General features: G+C 63.3%; 21 protein-coding genes. 12 read left to right on the top strand and 9 right to left on the bottom strand.

Translation table 11 applies throughout. The features are described 5' to 3' along the window. Window positions 1-3 precede the first annotated feature (3 nt). Window positions 4-1,302, bottom strand: a complete 1,299-nt coding sequence (locus RN347_RS11150) for an NAD(P)/FAD-dependent oxidoreductase (protein WP_263586726.1) — start codon at window positions 1,300-1,302, stop codon at window positions 4-6. Window positions 1,303-1,467: 165 nt separating this feature from the next. Here RN347_RS11150 and RN347_RS11145 point away from each other — a divergent pair, with 165 nt between their 5' ends. Next, a complete protein-coding gene (locus RN347_RS11145; protein ID WP_311958269.1) occupies window positions 1,468-2,136 on the top strand; it encodes a phosphoglycolate phosphatase in 669 nt (222 codons plus the stop codon). A 12-nt stretch (window positions 2,137-2,148) separates the two neighbouring features. Here RN347_RS11145 and RN347_RS11140 read toward each other — a convergent pair whose 3' ends face one another. Continuing rightward, window positions 2,149-3,060: a metal ABC transporter solute-binding protein, Zn/Mn family gene (locus RN347_RS11140; protein WP_311958268.1), complete on the bottom strand. Its 912-nt coding sequence runs from the start codon at window positions 3,058-3,060 to the stop codon at window positions 2,149-2,151. Between the two features lie 189 nt (window positions 3,061-3,249). Between RN347_RS11140 and RN347_RS11135 the strand changes: the two genes are divergently transcribed. From RN347_RS11135 to trpC, 3 genes are read left to right on the top strand one after another with little or no spacing between them, the layout of a single operon-like run. Next, a complete protein-coding gene (locus RN347_RS11135) occupies window positions 3,250-3,822 on the top strand; it encodes an aminodeoxychorismate/anthranilate synthase component II (protein ID WP_263587298.1) in 573 nt (190 codons plus the stop codon). Between the two features lie 36 nt (window positions 3,823-3,858). Further along, on the top strand, window positions 3,859-4,878 hold the full coding sequence (gene trpD / locus RN347_RS11130) for an anthranilate phosphoribosyltransferase (protein WP_263586729.1): 1,020 nt from the start codon (window positions 3,859-3,861) through the stop codon (window positions 4,876-4,878). 5 nt (window positions 4,879-4,883) lie between these two features. Continuing rightward, entirely contained in the window at window positions 4,884-5,687 is an 804-nt protein-coding gene (trpC, locus tag RN347_RS11125) for an indole-3-glycerol phosphate synthase TrpC (protein WP_263586730.1), read from the top strand. A gap of 87 nt (window positions 5,688-5,774) precedes the next feature. On the opposite strand, the gene RN347_RS11120 is transcribed toward trpC, so the two are convergent. Together RN347_RS11120 and RN347_RS11115 are read right to left on the bottom strand one after the other, a co-directional pair. Further along, window positions 5,775-8,936, bottom strand: coding sequence for an FAD-binding and (Fe-S)-binding domain-containing protein (locus RN347_RS11120; RefSeq protein ID WP_311958267.1), 3,162 nt, complete (start codon window positions 8,934-8,936; stop codon window positions 5,775-5,777). An 81-nt stretch (window positions 8,937-9,017) separates the two neighbouring features. After that, window positions 9,018-9,608, bottom strand: coding sequence for a DUF4202 domain-containing protein (locus tag RN347_RS11115; RefSeq protein ID WP_311958266.1), 591 nt, complete (start codon window positions 9,606-9,608; stop codon window positions 9,018-9,020). A 179-nt stretch (window positions 9,609-9,787) separates the two neighbouring features. Between RN347_RS11115 and serS the strand changes: the two genes are divergently transcribed. Beyond that, the gene (gene serS, locus RN347_RS11110; protein WP_263586733.1) at window positions 9,788-11,065 is read left to right on the top strand and encodes a serine--tRNA ligase; all 1,278 of its coding nucleotides are present in this window, start codon (window positions 9,788-9,790) and stop codon (window positions 11,063-11,065) included. Here serS and RN347_RS11105 read toward each other — a convergent pair. Next, window positions 11,010-11,897, bottom strand: a complete 888-nt coding sequence (locus RN347_RS11105) for an SIMPL domain-containing protein (protein WP_311958265.1) — start codon at window positions 11,895-11,897, stop codon at window positions 11,010-11,012. The genes serS and RN347_RS11105 overlap by 56 nt on opposite strands. A gap of 205 nt (window positions 11,898-12,102) precedes the next feature. Here RN347_RS11105 and RN347_RS11100 point away from each other — a divergent pair, with 205 nt between their 5' ends. Then, complete coding sequence (locus tag RN347_RS11100) at window positions 12,103-13,254, top strand: AI-2E family transporter (protein ID WP_311958264.1); 1,152 nt, start codon at window positions 12,103-12,105, stop codon at window positions 13,252-13,254. 103 nt (window positions 13,255-13,357) lie between these two features. On the opposite strand, the gene trxA is transcribed toward RN347_RS11100, so the two are convergent. Next, entirely contained in the window at window positions 13,358-13,681 is a 324-nt protein-coding gene (trxA, locus tag RN347_RS11095; protein ID WP_252109029.1) for a thioredoxin, read from the bottom strand. 331 nt (window positions 13,682-14,012) lie between these two features. On the opposite strand from trxA, the gene cysB reads away from it, so the two are divergent. Next, window positions 14,013-14,987 (top strand): HTH-type transcriptional regulator CysB, encoded by a 975-nt coding sequence (gene cysB / locus RN347_RS11090; RefSeq protein WP_263586736.1) that lies wholly within the window; start codon window positions 14,013-14,015, stop codon window positions 14,985-14,987. 84 nt (window positions 14,988-15,071) lie between these two features. Here the strand turns inward: cysB and RN347_RS11085 are convergent, their stop codons facing one another. Next, entirely contained in the window at window positions 15,072-15,692 is a 621-nt protein-coding gene (locus RN347_RS11085; RefSeq protein ID WP_311958263.1) for a phosphoadenosine phosphosulfate reductase family protein, read from the bottom strand. Window positions 15,693-15,810: 118 nt separating this feature from the next. Then, complete coding sequence (gene pabB, locus RN347_RS11080; RefSeq protein WP_311958262.1) at window positions 15,811-17,169, bottom strand: aminodeoxychorismate synthase component I; 1,359 nt, start codon at window positions 17,167-17,169, stop codon at window positions 15,811-15,813. A 252-nt stretch (window positions 17,170-17,421) separates the two neighbouring features. Between pabB and RN347_RS11075 the strand changes: the two genes are divergently transcribed. From RN347_RS11075 to prpF, 5 genes are all read left to right on the top strand, one after another. Next, window positions 17,422-18,159 carry a GntR family transcriptional regulator gene (locus tag RN347_RS11075; RefSeq protein WP_311958261.1) on the top strand — a complete coding sequence of 246 codons (738 nt, stop codon included), beginning with the start codon at window positions 17,422-17,424 and terminating at the stop codon, window positions 18,157-18,159. A gap of 62 nt (window positions 18,160-18,221) precedes the next feature. Continuing rightward, on the top strand, window positions 18,222-19,124 hold the full coding sequence (gene prpB, locus RN347_RS11070) for a methylisocitrate lyase (RefSeq protein WP_311958260.1): 903 nt from the start codon (window positions 18,222-18,224) through the stop codon (window positions 19,122-19,124). 174 nt (window positions 19,125-19,298) lie between these two features. Next, window positions 19,299-20,429: a 2-methylcitrate synthase gene (prpC, locus tag RN347_RS11065; protein WP_311958259.1), complete on the top strand. Its 1,131-nt coding sequence runs from the start codon at window positions 19,299-19,301 to the stop codon at window positions 20,427-20,429. Window positions 20,430-20,438: 9 nt separating this feature from the next. Beyond that, complete coding sequence (gene acnD, locus RN347_RS11060; RefSeq protein ID WP_311958258.1) at window positions 20,439-23,075, top strand: Fe/S-dependent 2-methylisocitrate dehydratase AcnD; 2,637 nt, start codon at window positions 20,439-20,441, stop codon at window positions 23,073-23,075. Window positions 23,076-23,139: 64 nt separating this feature from the next. Next, window positions 23,140-24,327, top strand: a complete 1,188-nt coding sequence (gene prpF / locus RN347_RS11055; RefSeq protein ID WP_311958257.1) for a 2-methylaconitate cis-trans isomerase PrpF — start codon at window positions 23,140-23,142, stop codon at window positions 24,325-24,327. A 79-nt stretch (window positions 24,328-24,406) separates the two neighbouring features. Here the strand turns inward: prpF and RN347_RS11050 are convergent, their stop codons facing one another. Further along, the gene (locus RN347_RS11050; RefSeq protein ID WP_311958256.1) at window positions 24,407-24,685 is read right to left on the bottom strand and encodes a ComEA family DNA-binding protein; all 279 of its coding nucleotides are present in this window, start codon (window positions 24,683-24,685) and stop codon (window positions 24,407-24,409) included. Window positions 24,686-24,773 lie beyond the last annotated feature (88 nt).

Raw genomic sequence — 24,773 nt, 5'->3', positions numbered from 1 at the left:
CGCTCAGTGCAGCTTCATGCGCGGCTTCAGATAACGGTTTAGCTTGTCCACCACCCAGGTCAGTCCGGTTTTCGGTACGCCGTGAATCGAGACCTGGTGCATGCGGTAGAGCGAGGCGTAGGCGTTGCGCGCCATCCAGCCTTCCAGAAACAGTCCGCGTGAGGCGCCACCGCGCATCAGGTTGCCAACCGCGTCGTAGCGGGCAAGCGACACCAGCGAGCCGTTATCCTTGTATTTGAAGGGCTTGAGTTCCTTGCTCTCGAGCGCCCGCGTGATGTTTTCCGCCAACACCCCCGCCTGCTGGCGCACGGCCTGGGCCCGGGGTGGCACCGTGGAGTCGTCGCCCTGAGGGCAGCTGGCGCAGTCGCCCATGGCGAAAATGCTCGGGTCGTCGACGCTCTGCATGGTCTGCTGGACGCATACCTGGTTTCTCTTGTTCACCGTAAGCCCCAGTTCGGCGAGAAAGTCCGGCGCCTTGATGCCCGCAGCCCAGACGTTCAGATCGGTTTCGATCGTTTCGCCGTCACCGGTGACCAGCTCGTACTCCCGCGCCTCCTTGATCGCGGTTTCCAGATGGATGTTGACGCCCAGGCTTTCGAGCTCCTTGTGAACGGTTTGGCTGACGCGTTCGGAAAGGGCGGGCAGAATGCGCGGCGCCGCCTCGATCAGGTGAACGCTGATCTGGTTGTCGTCGACGTTGGTGACCCCATAGGCATTGAGCAGGCGGGTGACGTCCAGAAGCTCCGCGGCGAGCTCCACCCCGGTCGCACCGCCGCCGACGATCCCGACGCTTAGTGTGGTGTGGGTTCGAAGCGTCGGGTCGGTGTAGCGCAGGAAGGTGTTGATCATGTCGCGCTGAAAGAGCTTCGCTTGCTGGGGCGAGTCGATGAAGTGGCAGTGCTCAGCCACGCCCTTGGTGCCGAAGTCGTTCGAGACGCTGCCAAGCGAGAGCACCAGGTAGTCATAGGTGAGGGTGCGCTCGGGCAGCACCTCGATACCATCCTCGTCGAGAATGGGGGCCAGGCTCAACGTTTTGTTTTCCCGGTCGAGCCCGCACAGCGAGCCGCGCTGGTAGCGGTAACCGTGGGCGCTGGAGTGGCCGCGAAAGTCGACCTCGTCCATGGCAGAGTTCAACACGCCGGTGGCCAGCTCATGCAGCAGCGGCTTCCAGACGTGGGTGGCGCTGCGGTCCAGAAGGACGATTTCGGCGCGCTGCTTCTTGCCGAGCGTGCGCCCTAAACGCGTGGCGAGCGCAAGGCCTCCCGCGCCGCCGCCGACGATGACGATCCTTGGGTGAGTCACTGGCTTCTCCTTGGCAAATTTGGCTTCAGCATAGTGCTTTCTACTGATTCTGACGAATGGCGGCGCGCGGTTTTATCGTCTTTTCGCCTGACGCAGGGCGTGCTTTTTGGCACTCTGAGCTTACCGCTTTTCGACAGCTCCTTGACAACACCACAGGAAGGTTTCATGCACGCGATTTTAACGGACAAGCGGCTCATCGCTTTCGACTTGGACGGCACCCTGATCGACTCCGTGCCGGATTTGGCCGTGGGCGTGCAAAAAGCGCTCGATGAGGTCGGCGTTCGCGCCCCGGACGAGGCCAACGTGCGCGATTGGGTGGGCAACGGCGCCCGGTCGCTGGTCGAGCGCGCCCTGACCTGGGCGCTGGGTGAGGCGCCAGACAACACGCTTTTGACCCAGGCGTACGAGGCGTTCATGCGCCACTACGGCGCCGCGCCGTTTGCCCATACCCGTGTGTACGATGGCGTTGAAAAGACGCTGGCCGCGCTCGATGAGGCCGGCTTCGCGCTTGCGCTAATCACCAACAAGCCCGAACGCTTCATCGCGCCGATTCTCGAACATTTCGGCCTGTTGAATTGGTTCGCGCTCTGTATCGGCGGCGACACCCTGGTCGAGAAAAAGCCGAGTGCGCTTCCGCTGCTGCACGCTGCAAATACGCTGGGCGCAGCGCCAAAGGCATGCGTGATGGTGGGGGATTCTAAACACGATATCGAGGCGGGCAGGGCGGCGGGGTTCGCCACCGTCGCCCTGCCTTATGGCTACAACCACGGGGAGCCGATCGAGGCGAGCCGGCCGGATCTTTGCGTGGCGAGCCTCACCGCGCTACTCGATTGACAATGCCCCGGCTCAGGGCCGAGCGCCGCCGAGCGCCCTGTGCAGAAGCTCGGCGTTGTAGTTGAGCATGCCCGGGTAGTTATAGGCGGGGCTGTCGGTGTCGCCGAGACTATCGACGAACAAGGGGCCGGCGAGCGCAATATTGCTCTCCCGCGATAGCGCATCCATGTGAATCCAGGGCGTGGTGCTCTCGTAAAAAAGCGCCGGTGGGCGGGTGTGGGTCAGCCGCTCGCTCATCACCGCCATATCGAAGGCGCTGCCCAGGCGCTCACTGCTGCTGCCCCAGATGGCGGCGTAGTCGAAATCGAAGGCGCGGGCAAAATACGCCATCCCGGCTTCGCTGGTATAAAGCACACGGTTGGTTTGGGGAATACCTTCCAGGCGCTCAGTGAGACGCGCGCTCAAAAGCGCCAGCGACTCGCGGGTGCGCGCGGCGCGCTCCTCGAACGCGTCGCGCTTTTCCGGATACTGCTCGCCCAGGGTGCGCGCAATGACGTCGACGTAGGCGCTGGCGCCGGCCGGGTCCATCCACAGGTGCGGGTCGACGCTGCCATGGAGCCGGCCCACCGTCACCGGCAGCGTTTCAAACTGCGCCCGCTCGGCCACGGGTTTGAGGCGCAGGCGCTGATCCGCCATGGCCTCGACGTGCCTAAGCCAAGGCTCGAGCCCGTAGCCGTTATAGAAGACGATATCCGCCTCTTCGATCGCCAGCACGTTGGGCGGGGTCAGCTCCCAGCGGTGCACATCCTGGCCGCGGGGCACGATGGTCTCGACGCTGATGTCGTCGCCGGCGATGCGTTGTACCAAATCACCGATCACCGAAAACGAGGCCATCACTTTATACGAGGGCGCGGCCTGCACGGGGAGGGCCAGGGCCAACAAACCGGCGACCAACAGACTCCCAAGGATGGCGCGGTGCTTCATTCCAAATGTTCCTCGTTAAAAAAACGCCAGATCATAATAATTGCACGAGCGTCTTGCCAGTGCCCGCGCGGCGTTGATATCGCCTGACCACTGCAACGCGCCGCCCGGTTAGGGTATCATCGTTTTTAGCCGATTGATCAGTGTGATGGGGTAAGCGTGGCGATAGCGGACAAGACACCGCGTGTGGTGATGATCGATAACTACGATAGCTTCACGTTCAATATCGTTCAGTACCTGAGCGAGTTGGGCGCCGAGGTATTGACCTATCGTCACGACGCCATAACGCTTGATGAGATCCAGGCATTGGCGCCGTCGCACCTGGTGATTTCCCCCGGGCCCTGTACGCCCAACGAGGCGGGCGTGTCGCTTTCGGCCATCGAACGCTTTGCCGGCACGCTGCCCATTTTGGGCGTGTGCCTGGGTCATCAGGCGATCGGCCAGGCCTTCGGGGCGCGGGTCGTGCGGGCGCCGAAGGTGATGCACGGTAAAACGTCATCCATCGAGCACACGGGCATTGGCGTGTTTCGCGCTCTGGAAACGCCGCTCGAGGTGACCCGCTACCATTCGCTGGTCGTCGAGCGCGAAAGCTTGCCCGCGTGTTTCGAGGTCACCGCTTGGACGACGGCTGGTGACGAAACGCCGGGGCTGATCATGGGGATGCGCCACCGAACGCTTGATATCGAAGGGGTGCAGTTTCATCCTGAGTCGATACTGACCCGTCAGGGTCACGCGCTGCTGGCCAATTTTCTAACGCGCAGCTGACTGCTCACTTTTTTACGTAAAGAGGCCTGTCCTTTCATGCAAATGCGAGACGCCATCAACGCGGTGATGCGCCGTGAAGATCTATCTTTCGACGTCATGCGCACGCTGATGCATCAGATCATGACCGGCGAAGCCTCCGACGCCCAGATCGGCGGTTTGCTGGTCGGGCTCTCCATGAAAGGGGAGAGCGCCGTCGAGGTCAGCGCCGCCGCCCAGGTAATGCGCGATTTGATGCGCCCGGTGCGGCTATTCACCGACAACGTGGTGGATATCGTCGGCACCGGCGGCGACGGCGCGAACTTGTTCAACGTCTCCACCGCGTCGAGCTTCGTCGCCGCCGCCGCCGGGGCCCACGTGGCCAAGCACGGCAACCGCAGCGTGTCGTCCTCGTCGGGAAGCGCAGATCTTTTCGATATCGCCGGTATTTATCTGGATCTTTCCCCGGAGCAGGTCGCGCGCTGTATCGAGCAGGTCGGCGTCGGCTTCATGTTCGCCCCCAACCATCACCCGGCGATGCGCTACGCCATCGGCCCGCGGCGCGAAATGGGCGTGCGCACGCTGTTCAACATTCTGGGGCCGCTGACCAACCCGGCCAGCGCCCCCAATCAGGTACTCGGCGTTTACGCCCCGCACCTGGTGCCGCTGATGGCCGAGGCGCTCAAGAAACTCGGCAGCCGTCATGCCATGGTCGTGCACTCCGAGGATGGCCTCGACGAGATATCGCTGGCCGCGCCCACCCAGGTGGCGGAGCTCAAGGATGGCGAGATCATCGAGTACACCATTACGCCAGAGGCGCTTGGTATCGAGCGTCAAAGCCTTGCCACGCTCAAGGCGGCGACCGCCGAGGAGAGCCTGCGCTTGGTCAAGGCCGCGCTGGTCGGCGACGGCCCGGAGGCGGATATCGTCACGCTCAACGCCGGCGCGGCGCTCTACTGCGCGGGTATTGCGGACTCCCTGAAAGAGGGTGTGGCCGTCGCCCAGGATGCCCAGGCCTCCAAACTGCCGCTTGAAAAGCTCAAGGAGCTTTCGCACTTTACCAGCGTGTTCAAAGAGTAATTCTCATGTCCAGCTCCTCAACGCCCACCATTCTGACGCGCATTCTCGCGCGCAAGGATGAAGAAGTCGCCACCCGCCGTCAGGCGGTTTCTGAAGACGACCTGCTCGCGCTTGCCCGGAAGCAGAGCGCGCCGCGCGGCTTCATCGACGCCCTCAACCGACGCATCGCCGCGGGGGATCCGGCGATCATCGCCGAGGTGAAAAAAGCCTCGCCCTCGCGCGGGGTGATCCGCGAAGCGTTCGACCCGGCGGCCATCGCCGAAAGCTACGAGGCCGGAGGCGCGGCGTGTCTGTCGGTGCTCACCGATGCGGACTTCTTTCAGGGCCACGAGGACGACCTGATCGCCGCGAGAAACGCCTGTACGCTTCCGGTCATCCGCAAGGACTTCATCACTCACGGCTATCAGGTCACCGAGGCCCGGGCGATCGGCGCTGACTGTATTCTGCTGATCGCCGCCGCCCTGGATGACAAAACCCTGGCAACCCTGCACCGTCAGGCGACGGATCTGGGCATGGACGTGCTGGTCGAGGTGCACGATGGCCAGGAGCTCGAGCGGGCGCTGGCGCTGGAGTTGAAGCTGGTCGGCATCAACAACCGCGACCTGCACACCTTCGAGACCGACCTCGACACGACCATCGAATTATTGCCGCGTATTCCCGAGGACGTCACGGTGATCACCGAGTCCGGCATTCTGACCCGCGACGATGTCACCCGGATGCGCGATCACCAGGTAAACGGCTTTCTGGTGGGCGAGGCATTCATGCGCAAGGATGACCCGGGCCAGGCGCTCGGCGCGCTCTTCTTCTAGCGCCGTTTTGCTTGCCTGGCACTGGTCAGCGCAGGAATAAAAAAGCCCCGGGCGATCGCGCTCGGGGCTTTTTCGCTTTGCAAGGCGCTACGCCGGCGCGGCGGCTTTCAGGCAGCGCAGCAGCGCCTGCAGCGGGTGCGCGAGCGTACGTTCCGAGTAGCGCTTGACCTGGCTGCGACACGAATAGCCGGTGGCCAACAGCCGGTCGGCGTTCTCCGTGGCCTCGACCTGGGGCTGCCAGGACTGAGCGTAGATGACCTTCGAGGTGGCGACGTTGCGGGTTTCGTGGCCGTAGGTGCCGGACATGCCGCAACAGCCGGTGGCCAGAAGCTCGAGCTCGAGGCCAAAGGCGGCGAACACCTGCTGCCAGGCTTTCGGGCTGCCCGGCGCGTTGGTTTTTTCGGTGCAGTGGGACAAGAGCCGGTAGCCCGGGTCCGCCAGCCGCCCCTTGAACGAGGCCAGCGCTTGGGTCCGGGTTACCAGCCACTCCTGCAGCATCAGCACGTCGGGCACGGCCTCACGGCCGAGCGCCTTCACGTACTCCTGGCGGTAGGTCAGCGTCATGGCCGGGTCGATGCCGACGAAGGGGATCGAGAATTCGACCAGCGCGCGCAGGCGTTTGGCCTGTTTCTCGGCGGTGCGCTCAAAGGCGCCGAGAAAGCCCTGCACCTGCAGCGGCTTGCCGTTGGCTGCAAACGGCAGCACGAACACGCGCACGTCCAGGCGGTGCAGAAGCTCTACCACATCCAGCACCAGGTCCGCTTCCATGTGGGTGGTGAAGGCGTCCTGCACCAGAATCACGCTTTTCGCCCGCTGGCGCTCGGTCAGAAGCGCAAGCGAGGTCGGGGTGGCCTCGGCCACTCCCCAGGCACGCAGCTGCTTTTTCACGCTGGCGCGCGATAGCGTCGGCGAGTCGCTCATGCCGATCGACCGGCGCATCAAACGCTCCATCCAGGGTTTCTGGATCGCAGCGTTGTAGAGCGGCGCCATTTTGGCAAGCCAGGGCAGCGTCCACTCGGTGGCGCCGATCACGTAGTCGCGCACCGGGCGCAGGTAGCGCCCGTGATACACCTCCAGAAACTGCGAACGAAACTGCGGCACGTTCACCTTCACCGGGCACTGGCCGGCGCAGGACTTGCACGACAGGCACCCGGCCATGGCGTCGTACACCTGATGGGAAAAATCGTGATGCTGCTCGCGGCTGAGCGTGTTGCTGATCCGTTTGGGCAGGCTTTTAACAAAGCCAAAGCCCGTTTCGGCCTTTTTCCTGCGCGATTCCTCGACCACATCGATGCCGGCGTTGGACTGCAGGCGCAGCCACTCGCGCACCAGGCTCGCCCGGCCCTTGGGGGAGTGGATACGATCGCGCGTCGCTTTCCAGGAGGGGCACATCGGGTCGTCGACGTCATAGTTGTAGCAGGCGCCGTTGCCGTTGCAGTAGACCGCAGCGTCATACGCCTGCCAGGCGCGCTCGTCGATGGTACGGTCGAGCTCGCCGCGAAGGGTCACGCCGTCGATGGTCAATAGCCCCGGGTCGCGGACGACCGGGTCGCGGACGACCGGGTCGCGCTCGACCGGGTCGCGCTCGACGGCGATCAGCGTCGAAGGCGCCTGGTCGTCGCTGGCAGGTGTAGCGATCTTGCCCGGGTTCAGCTGGTTGTGGGGGTCGAACGCCGCCTTGACGCGCTGCAGGCTCGGGTAGAGTTTGCCAAAGAACTTGGGCGAGTACTCCGAGCGAATGCCCTTGCCGTGCTCGCCCCAGAAAAGCCCGCCGTACTTCTGCGTGAGCGCGGCGAGCTCGTCGGAAATCTCGCGAATCAGCGCCTGTTGGGCCGGGTCCTTCATGTCCAGCGCCGGGCGCACGTGGAGCACGCCGGCATCGACGTGGCCGAACATGCCGTAGTCGAGCCCGCGGGCATCGAGCAGCGCGCGAAATTCACTGATGTAGTCCGCCAGGTGCTCCGGCGGCACCGCCGTGTCCTCCACGAACGGCAATGGGCGCTTCTCGCCCTGCACGTTGCCCAGAAGGCCCACCGAGCGCTTGCGCATGCCGTAAACCGTACTGATCTGCTCGCGGCCGCGCGCCTCGGTATAGCCCAGCCGCGTAACGGTGGCGTCACGACCGAGATGCTCGGTGAACGCCGCCACCCGCTCGGCGAGTGCGGCCTCGTCGTCGCCGCTGAACTCGACCAGGTTGATACCGCCGGTAGGCGGGTCGCTTTCCGGGAAGAACGCGGCCACGCCGTCCCAGACGAAATCCTCCATGGCGAGCTTGAGCACCGTATCGTCGATGGTTTCGATCGAGGTCGGCTGGGCGCTGGCCATCAGCGCCTTGGCGTCGCGCAGCGCCTCCATGAAGCCCGGGTAGCGCACGTTGATCAGCGTCGAGTGTTTGGGGATCGGCAGCACGTTGAGCACCGCTTCACTGACCAAGCCAAGCGAGCCTTCGCCGCCACACAGTAGGCTGTTGAGGTTCAGCCGGCCCTGATCATCGCGCAGGTGCGCTAGATCATAACCGGTCAGGCAGCGGTTGAGCGGCGGAAAGGTCGCCTCGATCAGCGCGCGCTGCTCATCGATGATGCTGGCCGCGACGCGGTGAACGCGCCCGAGCGCCCCGGGCTCCTCGAGCGCCTTTGCTTCTTCCTCGGCGTCGAGCGCTCGGCTGTGCAGATGGGCGCCGCCGAGCAGTACGGTATCGAGCTCGAGTACGTGATCGCGGGTCTTGCCGTAGACGCAGCTGCCCTGGCCGCTGGCATCGGTGGCGATCATGCCGCCGATGGTGGCGCGGTTCGAGGTCGAAAGCTCCGGGGCGAAGAAAAGCCCGTAAGGCTTGAGCGCGGCGTTCAATTGATCCTTCACCACGCCGGCCTGAACGCGCACGCGGCGGTTATCCGCGTCGATCTCGAGAATCCGGTTCATGTGGCGCGAGACGTCCACCACCAGGCCATCGGTCAGCGACTGCCCGTTGGTGCCGGTGCCGCCGCCGCGCGGGGTGAGCACGATATCGCGGTAGGGCAGCTCGACGGCGAGCCGGGCAAGGCGCTCCAGATCCTCGGCGTGACGCGGGAACACCGCCGCCTGGGGCTGGCGCTGGTAGATGGAGTTGTCGGTGGCAAGCACCGTGCGGCTGGCGTGGTCCGGGGCGATCTCGCCCTCGAAGCCACGCGCCTTGAGTGCCTGCAAAAAGCGCATGTAGCGCTCGCCCAGGCCGGAAAACGGGATCTTGCGCGAATCAAGCGAAGCTATCATGGTCGGTCGAGCCGTCATTGCAGCGAATAGAAGAGGCGCTCTACTTTACCGGAGCCCGGCCGCGCGTGCATCTTCGACGCGTTACGGCGCTGCCAGAGCTTGTTCGACGATCGCGGCGCTGCCCGGCGTCATGGGCAGTGATAGCGCAAGCGTGTGGGCTTGCTCGGACATCTTGCGCCAGGTTTTCTGCACGATGCGCACCATGTGGTCGTGCTCGATTTTGGTGGCAAACGCCGCGAAGTGGTTCTCCAGAAACACCAGGCAGGCGCAGTCCTCCAGCGTCTGCACGTTGGGGTCGCGCCCCAGCCCCTTCTTGGCGATCATATCCGCGACCCGTTTGGCGTCTTCATCATCGAAGCCGACCCTGGTCATGATCTCGGCAACGGTTTCGCCGGCGCGAAGGCCCTGATCGCGCCGCCAGGTCAAATAGCCGACCCGCCCCTCGGGATAGTCGCTGCGCGGCACTTTCCAACGCTGCAGATGCTGAGCGCGCACCGCCAGCTGCAATAGCTCAGCCGGCGCACTTTCGAGCGCGAACAGCCAATGGGTCATGCGCTCGGCGTAGGCGAGCTCCTGCGGCGTCGATTCACCGCCGGGCGCCTCAACGTGGCGAGGGTCTTCGCCGTGAAGCGCATCGATGGCCTGCAGGGTCTGATCAAAAGCGGTCGACATGAGCGCGGTGCCTTTAAGGGGAATCGATGCCTCAGATTGCCGATAAATGGGTTGGATCTCAATGCTGGCCTTCGCAAGGCGGGCTTGGCGTAGCCCCTTGCCGCGCTTTTGCCTACAATAGGGCGCTTTATCACCGGCGGCGTGCGCCGTGTTCAACCGATTTAGGCCAAGGAGTCTTCATGCTCGATCCGAAACTGCTGCGTACCGACCTGGATGCGCTGGCATCACAGCTTGCCAAGCGCGGCTATGCACTGGACACGTCGGGTCTCGAGGCGCTCGAGTCGCGCCGCCGCGAGCTGCAGACCCGGACCGAGCAGCTGCAAAACGAGCGTAATACGCGATCGAAGGCGATCGGCAAGGCCAAGGCTCAGGGTGAGGATATCCAGCCGCTTCTGAGCGAAGTCGACGATCTGGGTGGTCGTCTCGACGCCGCGAAGGAGGAGCTCGCCGCGGTGCAGGCCGAGTGGGACGATGCGGTCAGCGGCATTCCCAACGTGCCCCACGAAAGCGTGCCCGAAGGCAAAAGCGAAGACGACAACGTCGAGCTGCACCGCTGGGGTACGCCGCGAACCTTCGATTTCGAGGTGCTCGACCACGTCGATCTGGGCAAGAAATCCGGCTATCTCGATTTCGAACTCGCATCAAAACTCACCGGCGCGCGCTTTGCCGTCATGCGTGGGCCGATTGCGCGCCTGCACCGGGCGCTGGCCCAGTTCATGCTGGACACCCAGACGCTGTCCCACGGCTACGAAGAGTGCTACGTACCCTACATGGTCAACCGGGACTCGCTGATGGGCACCGGGCAGCTGCCGAAATTCGGCGAGGACCTGTTCAAGCTCGACGACGAGCGCGAGTACCACCTGATTCCCACCTCGGAAGTGCCGCTGACCAACTTCGTGCGTGACGAGATCGTCGAACAGGCCCAGCTTCCCATGAAGCTGACCGCGCACACGCCGTGTTTTCGTAGCGAGGCAGGTGCCTACGGGCGCGATACCCGCGGCATGATTCGCCAGCACCAGTTCGACAAGGTCGAGATGGTGCAGATCGTCGAGCCGGAGAAGAGCTACGAGGCACTGGAGGAGATGCGCGGCCACGCCGAGGCGATCCTTCAGGCGCTGGAGCTACCGTATCGCGTGGTAACGCTGTGCACCGGCGACATGGGCTTTGGCGCGGCGAAAACCTATGACCTGGAAGTGTGGCTACCAAGCCAGGAAACCTTCCGCGAGATCTCGTCGGTGTCCAACTGCGAGGATTTTCAGGCGCGTCGCATGCAGGCGCGCTACCGCAAGCCGGACACGAAAAAGCCCCAGCTGCTTCACACCCTGAACGGCTCGGGGCTGGCAGTGGGGCGCTGCCTGCTGGCGGTTCTGGAGAATCACCAGCAGGCGGATGGCTCGGTCGTTATTCCTGAGCCGCTGCGTCCGTATCTTGGTGGTCTCGAGCGTCTCGCTCTCTAGCACCACGCTCGTCACCGCGCTCGCCGTCGTTCTGGCCGGCGAGCGCCCACTCGACGTTGACACCGGCATCGATGCGAATGATGCCGGGGCGGTACTCGGCGTTGGATTCATCGCTGGCGCCGCTCGGGGCGCTTTCAGCGCGCATCGCCATCATGCGCGGCTGGAACACCGGGGCCTGGGTTTCGGCGATATGCTGCACGTCGCCGAGCTCGGCGCCCAGGGTTTGGGCCATGAGCTCCGCCTTGCGCTGCGCTTTCTCGAGCGCCATCACCAGCGCCTCGTCGGTCGCCGCTTCGCGGTCCTTGAGATCGAACTGGACACCGTCCAGCGCGTTGACGCCGGCATCGACCAGCGCGTCCAGCACGTCGTTGAGCCGGTCGATGTCTGAGAGCTCGATATCGAAGGGGCGCTCGACCCGCGTGCGCACCATCATCTCCTGTTCGCCACCCTGGCCCTGGGGCTGGTTCATTTGCTCCTGATAGACGTTGAGCGAGCCTGCGCTAATGGCGCGCTCACTCAGCCCGGCCTCTTCCATCGTCTCGATCAGCTGGCGCGAGCGCTCTTCCAGGCGCTGGCGGGCCTCGCCAAGTGCGCCCTGTTCGCTATCGTCGAGCGATGACACGGCGGGGGTGTTTTCCCAAAGCCTGGCCGAGAGGCTCGCCTTGTCCGGTTCGACTTCGACGAAGGACTGGGCCTGAACGCTAAGCCCGGGGGGCTGCGTCGGCATTGTCGAGGCCTGGGCGGCACCGGCGCAGAGCAGGGCGGCCAGGGCCGTGCCGGCTACGTGAGTGCGAAGTTTCATCATCGAGCGAGCGTACGGGTTTAAAGTCATAAAACGATTCCTTGTAAAAGCGCTGGACGAAAGCGTCCGTCGAAGTGATCCGGGAAGGGCTCTAAGCGAACACGACTTGGAAGATCACGCCGGCAATAAGTTCACTTATCAAGCGTAGTCGTAAAACAGTTGCTTATTATATGCACCGTTTGTTAATTGAGCGGCGAGCAGCCATTATGTAAGGATCAATCTCAAGGAATGGGCCATGCAGAAGTTGTCGGATAAGGATTATCGCAGCATCCCCTTGAACGCGACGCTGGCGATCGCGGCGCTGGTGGTCATCGTCACGGGGATGAAGCTTGGCTCGGATCTACTGGTACCGCTGCTGCTGGCCATTTTCATCGCCGTGGTGTGTACCTCGCCGGTGCATTGGCTGCACCGCCACGGTGTCGGTATGCGCATGGCGGCGTTGATCACGCTGGTGGTGCTGGCCGCCTTCTTTTTGCTGCTCGGCGTGCTGGTGGTCAATAGCTTCAGCACCTTCATCGACGCGCTGCCGGATATCGAGGCGCGTCTCTACGAGCACTACTGGAGTATGCTCAATACGCTCTCCGCTCGCGGCGTGGCCATCGACCCGGATCAGCTGAGCAGTGCCTTGGCGATGGAGGACGATGGCTCCTGGGTGGCAGTGCTGGTCAGCGAAGTCGGGGCGATCATGATGCAGGGCAGTGTCGTGTCGCTGCTGGTCATGTTCATGCTGTTCGAGACGCTCAACTTTCGCTCCAAGGTGGCTCGGGCGCTGGAGAATCCGGCCCCGAGCCTCAAGCGCTTTGCCGAATTCAGCGCCACGTTGAAGCGTTATCTGGCGATCAAGACCGTGATCAGCCTGGCGACCGGCGTGCTGGTGTGGCTTTCGTGCTTGATGATCGGGGTCGAGTTTCCGCTACTCTGGGGCGTACTTGCCTTTGCGCTCAACTTCATTCCCAACATCGGCTCGGCGTTGGCGGCGGTGCCGCCGGTATTGCTGCTGCTCGTCGCTCAGGATGGGGGCGTGCTGCAGGCGTTGATGCTGGCCTCGGCGTATCTGGTGATCAACTTCGTCATGGGGAATTTGATCGAACCGCGAGTCATGGGACAGGCGCTGGGACTTTCCACCTTCGTGGCGTTTTTGTCGCTGGTGGTATGGGGCTGGATCTTCGGTGCGGCGGGGATGCTGTTGTCGGTGGTGTTGACCATGACGCTCAAGATCGCGCTCGACAGCCACCCGCAGACGCGCTGGATTGCCCATCTTCTGGGGCCGGGTACGCGCCAGCTGCGGCGAAGCGTCAATCACGGTGGCGATCCCAGTAAGGCGCCCTGGCGGCGCAAAAAGCCGGACCCGGAGCCTTTAATCAAGAAACCGGAAACCAGCGAATAACCGGATGAACAGCAGGGCCCAAACGCAACACGGGGCTACCGCGAAAGCGGTAGCCCCGTGTCGTTTAGGCGCCTTGTCAGCGCCAGACGCTGGGCATTGAGACTTATGCGTTCTGGTCGATGAACTGCGTCAGCTGGGATTTGGACTGCGCGCCGACCAGTGAAGCGACCTTGGTGCCGGACTTGAACAGCATGACGGTGGGGACGCCGCGAACGCCCTGTTCAGCGGCGATCTCCGGGGCGTCGTCAACGTTGACGCTGACCACTTTCAGGCCGTCGCCGCGCTCGGAAGCTACTTCGTCGACCACCGGTGCCATGACCTTGCACGGGCCGCACCAGGGGGCCCAAAACTTCAGCAGCACCGGCTGCTCGGCGTTGAGGACTTCCTGTTCGAAATTGGCGTTGGTGACATCTACATTGGTAGCCATTTACATCTCCTGATTACGTTGCTCTTACGATTCGTTGCCTTCACTGAGCAACGGCTATTACGCGATAGAATAGCGCATGTTTATCGCGCCAGGTGCCACGATGGTAGCGCCCGCCGCCTAAACTGGCAACTTTCACCCGGCTCTGACCGCCTGGGGCGATTAAATTATAGGGTGCCAGGCTTTCATATTTCTTATACTATAAGGGAATTAAGGGAGTATTTTTTATTCAAATTTATGCGTTTAGCGGTTTGGCCCGCTTTGGGTCGCCGCGCGCGAACGTATGGCAGAAGAGGCGCTTTGAGCGGCTTCTTCGGGACGCAAGGTAGATCACATGAAGCTACAGCAACTTCGCTATATCTGGGAAGTGAACCGGCACAATCTCAACGTCTCGGCCACGGCTCAAAGCCTTTTTACGTCTCAGCCCGGCATCTCCAAACAGATCCGCCTTCTGGAAGACGAGCTGGGCGTGGAAATTTTTGCTCGAAGCGGCAAGCACCTCACCCGTGTAACGCCGGCGGGGGAGTCGATCATCGAGCTGGCAGGCCAGGTGCTTAAGCTTACCGACAACATCAAGCAGGTGGCCCAGGAGCACAGCGACGAACGCCGTGGGAGTTTGGCGATCGCCACCACGCACACCCAAGCGCGCTATGCGCTGCCGCCCGTGATAAGCGCCTTCACCCAAAAATATCCGGAAGTGGCGCTGCACATGCAGCAGGGCACGCCCAAGCAGATCGCCCAGATGGTCAGCGAAGGCCAGGCGGATTTCGCTATCGCCACCGAGTCGCTGGAGCTTTTTACCGATCTGATTTTGCTGCCCTGCTACCGCTGGAACCGCTGCGTGCTGGTGCCCAAGGGCCACCCGCTCGCTGAGCTCGATGGGCCGTTGACCCTGGAGGCGCTTGCCGAGCACCCGCTGGTCACCTACGTGTTCGGCTTTACCGGCCGCTCGCAGCTCGACGACGCGTTCAAGGCCCGGGGGCTTACGCCTAACGTGGTACTCACCGCCGCCGATGCCGACGTGATCAAGACCTACGTGCGCCTTGGCATGGGCGTAGGGATCGTCGCCCATATGGCGGTCGATGAGGCGCTGGATAGCGACCTGGTCGCGCTGGAGGCCGGCCACCTGTTTGCAAGCTCCACCACCAAAATCGGCATTCGCCGCGGCACCTTCATGCGCGGCTACATGTACGATTTTCTCGCCCGTTTCGCCCCGCACCTGACGCGCGAGCGCGTCGATGAAGCGCTCAACATCGGCCCGCGTCAGGAGCAGGGGCTGTTCGAGGGCGTCGAGCTGCCCGAGTACTGAGTTTATTCACGCTCACCCCGTACACGCCAACGAAAAGGCGCCGCTAAGCGGCGCCTTTTTTGGTAGAAGCGGGCTATCCAGCGCCTAGTGCTGCAGGTGCAGGCCGCACTCGCGCTTCTCTTCCACCTTGGTGGGGTCGAAGTAGTCGAAGTTGTTGGGAAGATCATGCGCCTGCAGGTACTCGTACATGTCCTTTGCGCTCCAGTGCAGAAGCGGCGCCACTTTCAAAAGGCCGTCGGCGTTTTGGCTCAGCGGCTGCATTTTGGCGCGCTCCGGCGTGTCCTCGGCGCGCAGCGCGGTCAGCCAGACGTCCGGGCGCATCTCCTTGAGCGCGCGCTCGAACGGCTCGATTTTGACTTCCTGAGTGAAGGCGTCGTGGCGCGGGTCGTCGATACCCGGCACGGGGCCCTCAAGCGCTTCGCGGTGGGCGCGGGTGCGCTTGGGCAAAAAGCTGACGATATTCAGATTCAGCCGCTCGATGATCTCGTTGGCAACGCGGTAGGTCGCCTCGGTATTGTAACCGCTGTCCATCCAGACGATCGGGATGTCCGGGCGCACCTGAGTCGCCATGTGCAGAATGACCGCCTCGAAGGGGCGAAAGTTGGTCGTGCAGATCGGGCGCTCGCCCTGTTTCAATGCCCATTCGATCAGGACGTGGGGGGCATTGGCGTGATCGCGATTCATGGCTTCCAGTGTTGACGACATGCGGCCTCCTGCGCTTTGAGCGAAACGTCGAACGCTAGGCTACCAAAGGAGATAGCGCGCGCCCCAATACCGTTTGGTTTGGCTTTTATATTACTTTCAGAATCAAAAAGCCTGTCACTTATTCCAGCGCACCGATCAGGTGGCAGATTTTATCCAGCGTCTCGGTGTACTCCTCCTGCGCTTGTGAGTCTGCTACCAGCCCACCGCCGCCCCAGACGTGCAGCGCGCCCTGATCCGCCACCATGGTGCGAATCGCGATCGAGGTGTCCATATGCCCCCGCACGTCGACGTAGCCAAGGCTTCCGCAGTAGACGCTGCGCTGGCAGGGCTCGAGTTCGTCGATGATCTGCATGGCGCGAAACTTGGGCGCGCCGGTGATCGAGCCGCCGGGAAACGCCGCCGCTAGAAGCGATAGCGCCGACTGATCCTCGGCCAGCGTGCCCTGTACCACGCTGACCAGATGGTGCACGTTGGGGTAGCTTTCGAGCGCGCAGAGTTTGGGCACGTGAATACTGCCCGGCCGGCATACCCGTCCCAGGTCGTTGCGCAAAAGATCCACAATCATCACGTTCTCGGCGCGATCCTTGACGCTGGCCAAAAGCGCTTCGGCCAGCGCCTGATCCTCTGCCGGTGTCTTGCCCCGAGCGCGGGTGCCCTTGATCGGGCGGGTTTCGACCTCACCACTCGCCACCTGAATGAAGCGCTCCGGCGACAGCGACAGCACCGCCTGACCCTTCCAGGCCATGAAGGCGGAAAACGGCGTGGGCGTGGCGCGGCGAAGCCGCTGGTAGGCCTGCCACGCATCGCCTTCGAACGGCGCGGACAGGCGCTGCGCCAGGTTGATCTGGTAGCAGTCGCCGGCGCGAATGTAGTGCTGTACCGCCTCGAAGCGCTCGACGTAGGCGCGCTGGTCGAGCTCGGCCTCGAACGCCCCGGTCAGCCGGAAGTCATCTGGTTCGGGCGCGGGCGCGTCGAGCCACTCAAGGACTTCGTCACGCCGCGCAGGGGAGGCGACCAGCCAGGCCTGGCCGGCGTGATGGTCGAGCGTGATGCACCAGTCGTAGAGCCCCAGCCGCGCCGCGGGGAGCGACGCGGCGCTCTCGTGGCGGCTTTCGATGCCCTGCTGGGCGAGGCCGAACTCATAGCTCCAGTAGCCCATCAGCCCGCCCATAAAGGGAAGCTCGCTTTTCTCGACGGGTGGGGGAAGCTGTGCGAGTAGCCAGGCCTTGAGCGCGAAAGGGTCGTCCAGAAGCGCCCTGGGCGGTACAAGCGTGTCGGTGTCGAGCGCCACGGCGCCGCGCGCGTCGATCTCGAGCGTAGCGATAGGGTCACTGACCAGAATATCGAAGCGCCCGCTTTTGGCCGCCGGGCGGCCACTGTCGAGCAGGATGGCGCCTGGGCGGTGCTTGAGCCGGGCAAACAGCGCCAGTGGGTCCTGGGCGTAGGGAAGGGCGGTAATGGTGAACGACGCGCTCATGACTCGGTGCCTTGCGGTTGGGCCGGTTATTCTAGTGAGCGTGCTCGTCGAGGGCCAGTCGCGCATCGGCTTATTTTCCACGCGTGGTGCTCATCATTTTAGTTTTTCTCTTCGCCTGAATTGTAGACATTTCGGAGCAGCACTTTTGTTTTCTCCCACCAAAGTGCCATAAAACGCGCCTTGAGTGCGGTTGACGCTCGGTGGGTCGCGGGCTAAAGTGCCGGTAACTCTCTTTATTGTCGACAATTAGCCATGGCCGCCATTAGCAAAGTGCCCAAGCCGCGCGTTGACAGCGCATTCGATCCCGATACGCCGGAAGTGCGCACCCTGGCCGAGCGGGTGTTTCACCAGCTGCAAAGTGCCATCGTGCGCGGCGAGCTGCCGCCGGGGAGCAAGATCACCGAGCCCGGGCTCTCCAAGAGTTACGGTATCTCTCGCGGGCCGCTGAGAGAAGCGATGCGCCGACTCGAAGCGCACCGGCTGATCGAGCGCGTGCCACACGTGGGCGCCCGGGTCGTCAAGCTCTCGATGAAGGAGCTGATCGAGCTATTCGACGTGCGCGAGGCGCTCGAGAGCATGGCCGCCCGCCTGGCCGCCGAGCATATGGGGCCAAAAGAGATTCAGGGGCTGCGCGACGTGTTGGCGGTGCACGAGAGTCAGTCGGATCTGCAGCGCGGCGAGGCCTACTATCAGCGCGAAGGCGATCTCGATTTTCACTACCTGATCGTGCAGGGCAGCCACAACAGAATGCTGATGAACCTGCTCTGCGACGATCTTTACTATCTCGTGCGCCTCTACCGCACCCAGTTCAGCGCCAGCGGCGCCCGGCCCCAGCGCGCCTTCGTGGAGCATCATCGCATCGTCGATGCCATCGAAGCCGGCGACGCCGAGCTTGCCGAGCTGTTGATGCGTCGCCACGTCAGCGCCTCCCGCGAAAACGTCGCCGACCGCTACGCGGCGATGCTGGCCGACGGCCAGACCGATTCATAGCGGCTTTTTTATAACACCCTTTTTATAACAACCATTTTATAACAACATCGACAGGAGAGATCATGTCCACGCACGCACCTTCTTCGCTCACCCCGGGCGCCCGGTTTCGCCAGGCGCTGCAGGATCAGCGTCCGCTGCCCATTCTTGGCACCATCAACGCCTACACCGCGCTCATGGCCGAGCGGGTGGGGCACCAAGCGATCTATCTTTCCGGCGGCGGGGTGGCCAACGCTTCCTTCGGGCTGCCGGATCTGGGCATGACCACCATGAACGATGTAGTCGAGGATGCCCACCGCATCTGCGGGGCCACCGACCTGCCGCTGCTGGTGGATATCGATACCGGCTGGGGTGGCGCGTTCAACATCGCCCGCACCGTGAAGGAAATGGAGCGCGCCGGGGTGGCGGCGGTGCATATCGAGGACCAGGTGGCCCAAAAGCGCTGCGGTCACCGGCCGAACAAGGCGATCGTCTCGCAGAGTGAGATGGTCGATCGCATCAAGGCGGCGGCAGATGCCAGGCGTGACCCGGACTTTTACATGATCGCGCGCACCGACGCCTTCCAGAAAGAGGGGTTGGATGCCGCGATCGAGCGCGCCAACGCCTGCATCGAGGCCGGCGCCGACGCTATTTTTGCCGAAGCCGTGCACACCCTCGACGACTACCGCGCGTTCTGTACCCGCGTGGACGCGCCGATTCTGGCCAATATCACCGAGTTTGGTGCCACGCCGCTCTTCACTCAGGCCGAGCTTGGCGAGGCTGGCTGTGCCATGGTGCTCTACCCGCTGTCGGCGTTTCGCGCCATGAACGCCGCGGCGCTCAAGGTCTACCAGAGCATTCTCGACAACGGCCATCAGCGTGAGGTGGTCGATACCATGCAGACCCGCGACGAGCTTTACGATTTTCTCAACTACCACGATTTCGAGCAGAAGCTCGACGCGCTGTTCAGCGAGCAAAACGAGCGCTGAGCAAAACACTCTACAAGGCGGCGATAAAAAGGCCCCTGTAAAAGCAGTGACAGAAAGCAGTTATAAAACGCCCATAAGCAGCACTTATAAACGGTACTGATAGACAGTATTTACAAAAAGCACCTAAAAAAGCACCTAAAAAAGTACTTATAAAAAGCATTGAGGAGACGCACCATGGCTGACAAACAACCGCTGGCAGGCGCCGGGCTTCGTGGGCAGAGCGCGGGCAGTACCGCGCTTTGCACCGTAGGCAAGACCGGTTCCGGGCTCACCTACCGCGGCTTCGACATCAAGGAGCTGGCCGAGAAAGCCAAATTCGAGGAGGTCGCGTATTTGCTGTTGAAGGGCAAGCTGCCCAATCAGGCCGAGCTCGACCACTACATCGATAAGCTCAAGGGGCTGCGCGGCCTGCCCGGCCCGCTCAAGGCAGTGCTCGAAGAGATCCCCGCCGACGCCCACCCGATGGACGTGATGCGCACCGGCACCTCGATGCTCGGCAACCTGGAGACCGAGGAGAGCTTCGACGAGCAGCAGGACGTCGCCGACCGGCTGCTCGCCGTGCTGCCCTCGATCATCTGCTATTGGTACCGCTTCAGCCACGACGGCGTGCGCATCAATACCGAAACCGACGATATCTCCGTGGGCGGGCACTTTCTCAACATGCTGCGCGGCGAGCCGGCCTCCGAGCTGCACGCCCGGGTGATGAACGTATCCCTCATTCTCTACGCCGAGCACGAGTTCAACGCCTCGACCTTTACCGCGCGGGTCTGCGCCTCGACGCTTTCCGACATGCACTCCTGCGTGACCGGGGCGATCGGCTCGCTCAGAGGCCCGCTGCACGGCGGCGCCAACGAGGCGGCGATGGCGATGATCCAGGACTGGACATCCCCGGACGAGGCAGAGCGCGAAATGCTCGGCAAGCTCGAGCGCAAGGAGAAGATCATGGGCTTTGGCCACGCGATCTACCGCGAGGTCGACCCACGCAACGAGATCATCAAACAGTGGTCCAAAAAGCTTTCCGAAGACGTGGGCGACACCACGCTCTATGCGGTCTCCGAGCGCTGTGAAAAGGTGATGTGGCGCGAGAAGAAGCTCTTTTGCAACGCGGACTTCTTCCACGCCAGCGCCTACCACTTCATGGAGATTCCGACCAAGCTGTTCACGCCGATCTTCGTCATGTCCCGGCTGACCGGCTGGGCGGCGCACGTGTTCGAACAGCGCGCCAACAATCGCATCATTCGCCCGAGCGCCGACTACACTGGCCCCGAAAAGAGCGAGTGGGTGCCGATCGAAGAGCGCGACTAGGAGGCCATCATGAATAGCGACTACCGCAAGACGCTGCCCGGCGCGCTAATGGGCGGTGAGCCGGTCGACTTCTTCGATGCCCGTCAGGCCGTCGAAGAGATCGCCCCGGGCGCTTATGAAACGCTGCCCTACACCTCGCGGGTACTCGCCGAGCAGCTGGTACGCCGCTGCGAGCCGGCGCTTCTGGTTGATGCGCTTTCCCAGCTCATCGAGCGCCGGCGCGATCTCGACTTTCCCTGGTACCCGGCGCGGGTGGTATGCCACGACATTCTCGGCCAGACCGCCCTGGTCGATCTCGCCGGGCTACGGGACGCCATCGCCGAGCGCGGCGGCGACCCCGCTCAGGTCAACCCGGTGGTGCCGACCCAGCTGATCGTCGATCACTCGCTGGCGGTGGAGCACAACGGCGACGACGACCAGGCGTTCGAGAAGAACCGCGCCGTCGAAGAGCGGCGCAACGACGACCGCTTTCACTTCATCAACTGGACCAAGCTCGCATTCGAGAACGTCGACGTGATTCCGCCGGGCAACGGCATCATGCACCAGATCAATCTGGAGAAGATGTCGCCGGTGGTGCAGTGTCGCCAAATCGATTCCGGTGCGAAGGTCGCCTTTCCGGATACCTGCGTGGGCACCGACAGCCACACGCCGATGGTCGACGCGCTCGGCGTGATCTCGGTGGGCGTGGGCGGGCTCGAGGCAGAGAGCGTGATGCTTGGGCGCGCCTCGATGATGCGGCTGCCGGATATCGTGGGCGTGGAGCTGACGGGCAAACTAGCCCCGGGTGTCACCGGTACCGACATGGTGCTGGCGATCACCGAATTCTTGCGCCGTGAGCGCGTGGTCGGCGCCTATCTCGAGTTCTTTGGCGAAGGCGCGGACGCGCTCAGCATCGGCGACCGGGCGACGATCTCCAACATGACGCCGGAGTACGGTGCCAGTGCGGCGATGTTCTATATCGACGACCAGACCATCGACTATCTCAAGCTCACCGGGCGCGACGATGAGCAGGTGGCGCTGGTGGAAACCTACGCCAGGCACACGGGGCTTTGGGCCAGTGATCTTAAAACCGCGGAGTACGAACGGGTGCTGCGCTTCGATCTCTCGAACGTGGCACGCACGCTGGCCGGGCCGTCGAACCCGCACGCCCATTTGCCGACGTCGGAACTCGCCAGCCGCGGCATCGCGATCAATTACGAGGCCGCGCAGCAGGACGAGCTCGACGGCCGGCTGCCCGACGGCGCGGTGATCATCGCCGCGATCACCAGCTGCACCAACACCTCCAACCCGCGCAACATGGTGGCGGCGGGGCTGATCGCCCGCAACGCCAACCGGCTGGGGCTTCTTCGCAAGCCCTGGGTGAAGTCGTCGCTGGCGCCGGGGTCGAAAACCGTGACGATGTATCTCGAGGATGCCGGGCTGATGGATGAACTCGAGGCGCTCGGTTTTGGCGTGGTGGGCTACGCCTGCACGACCTGCAACGGCATGTCCGGCTCCCTCGATCCGAAAATTCAGCAGGAGATCAAGGAGCGCGACCTTTACGCCACGGCGGTGCTCTCGGGCAATCGCAACTTCGACGGGCGCATCCACCCCTACGCCAAACAGGCGTTTCTGGCTTCGCCGCCGTTGGTGGTGGCCTACGCCATCGCCGGTACCATCCGCTTCGATATCGAAAAGGACGTGCTGGGCGTGGATGATCGCGGCCATCCGATCACGCTCAAGGATATCTGGCCCGATGACAGCGAGATCGACGCCATCGTCAAGGCCTCGGTTAGACCTGAGCAGTTTCGCCAGACCTACATCCCGATGTTCGATCTCGACAAGAGCCAGCGTACTCAGGTCGAGCCGCTCTACGACTGGCGCCCGCAGAGTACCTATATCCGTCGCCCGCCTTATTGGGAGGGGAACATGGCGGCGGCCCGGGCGCTCAAGGGCATGCGGCCGCTGGCGATTTTGCCGGACAACATCACCACCGACCACCTGTCGCCGTCCAACGCCATTTTGCCGGACAGCGCGGCCGGCGAGTACCTGCTGAAAATGGGCCTGCCGGAGGAGGACTTCAACTCCTACGCCACCCACCGGGGCGATCACCTCACCGCCCAGCGGGCGACCTTCGCCAACCCCAAGCTCTACAACGAGATGGCCCTCGACGATGACGGCCACGTGCGCCAGGGGTCGCTTGCGCGTCTGGAACCCGAAGGCAAGGTGGTGCGCATGTGGGAGGCGATCGAAGCCTACATGGCGCGCAAACAGCCCTTGATCATTATCGCCGGCAACGACTACGGTCAGGGCTCCTCGCGGGATTGGGCGGCCAAGGGCGTGGCGCTGGCCGGAGTCGAGGCGATCGTCGCCGAAGGCTTCGAGCGCATCCATCGCACCAATCTGGTAGGCATGGGCGTGATGCCGCTGCAGTTCGAGCCCGGCACCACGCGCAAGACCCTGGCGCTGGACGGCACCGAGGTGTTCGATGTGGAAGGGGATACCGCGCCGGGTGCGACGCTGACGCTTTTGATCCACCGCGCCGGCGGCGTCGAGCGCGTGCCGGTGATCTGCCGGCTCGATACCGCCGAGGAGGTCACTATCTACGCCGCCGGCGGGGTGCTTCAGCGCTTCGCTCAGGATTTTCTGGAGGCGACGCCAGCCTGATTCGGCCTCGTTTGTCACCCTTCACACACGCCCGGCCCCACGCCGGGCGTTTCAGGAGCACGCCATGACCATCAGTCCCCAGCTCGAGATTCCCGCCACCTATATGCGCGGCGGCACCAGCAAGGGCGTTTTCTTCGCGCTCGACGACCTGCCCAAAGCGGCCAGAGCGCCGGGTCCCGCCCGCGACCGCTTGCTACTGCGCTTGATGGGCAGCCCCGACCCCTATGAAAAGCAGATCGACGGCATGGGCGGGGCGACATCGAGCACCAGCAAGGCGGTGATTCTCTCGAAAAGCGCCTCAAAGGATCACGACGTCGACTATCTGTTCGGCCAGGTGTCCATCGACCGGCCCTTCGTCGACTGGAGCGGCAACTGTGGCAACCTGTCCGCCGCCGTCGGCCCATTCGCGATTCGCGCCGGGCTCATCGACCCGCGGCGAATTCCCGACGATGGCGTGGTCGAGGTCCGTATCTGGCAGTCGAATATCGAAAAAACGATCATCGCTTGGGTACCGATTACCGGCGGCCGGGTGCAGGAAACCGGCGACTTCGAGCTCGACGGCGTGACCTTTCCCGCCGCCGAAATCCCGGTGGCCTTCGTCGACCCCGCCGACGGCGAAGGGGCGATCTTCCCCACGGGAAACGTGGTGGACGCCCTCGAGGTGCCAGGCATCGGTACGCTCGAGGCGACGATGATCAATGCCGGTATTCCCACCGTATTCGTCAACGCCCAGGACATCGGTTACACCGGCACGGAGCTTCAGGAAGCGATCAACGGTGACGCCCAGGCGCTTGCCCGGTTCGAGGCGATTCGCACCCACGCCTCGGTTAAAATGGGGCTGGCTGAAAACCTCGAGGCGGCGGGGGGGCGCCAGCACACGCCAAAGGTAGCGTTCGTGGCGCGGCCTTCGGACTATACGGCGTCGAGCGGCCGGTCCGTGGTGGCGGGAGATATTGATTTGGTCGTGCGCGCGCTCTCGATGGGCAAGCTCCACCACGCCATGATGGGCACCGCGGCGGTAGCGATTGCCTCGGCGGCGGCGATAAAGGGAACGCTGGTGAACCTGGCCGCTGGCAGCGGCGAGCGCGAGGCGGTCACTTTCGGTCACCCATCCGGCACGCTGCACGTGGGTGCCAAGGCGAGCCTTGTGCAGGGCGTTTGGCAGATCGACCGGGCGCTGATGAGCCGTAGCGCCCGTGTACTGATGGAAGGCCGGGTGTTCGTACCCGGCGATGGTCTGGAAAGCGCTTGAACGAGCGGCCAAACCCTCGGTTCTGCGGCCTTTTATGCCCACACCCCGGCCCTGAAAATGGGGCGTGGGCGCCTGAAATCTACTCGTCGAAAGTGATCTGATCCTGCATACCTTCGACCGTGGCGGACCCGATGCCGCTGACGCGCGTGAGATCATCGGCGTTTTCGAAGTCGCCGTTGGCGCTACGCTCTTCGATAATGGCCGCCGCGCGGCTGGGGCCGACACCGGGCAGTTCGGCCAGCAGCTCCTCATCGGCGGTGTTTACGTTGATCGGCGCCATGGATTGCGCCAGCGCTGCGCCGCTGACCCCGATGCCCAATAATGTCGCTGCCAGTAATCCCTTGATCATTCGCTTCATGGTAAGCCCCCTTGAGATAACGATGGATTCTTGCTGTCATTCGCCCGGTTTGATCCCCGCCGCCGGGACTACTGATCACCCTGGCAAG

This window comes from Halomonas sp. PAMB 3264, from assembly GCF_031954245.1.
Taxonomy (GTDB): domain Bacteria; phylum Pseudomonadota; class Gammaproteobacteria; order Pseudomonadales; family Halomonadaceae; genus Vreelandella.
The sequence above is the reverse complement of the archived record's forward strand: the minus strand, read 5'-3'. Positions and strand labels throughout refer to the sequence as shown.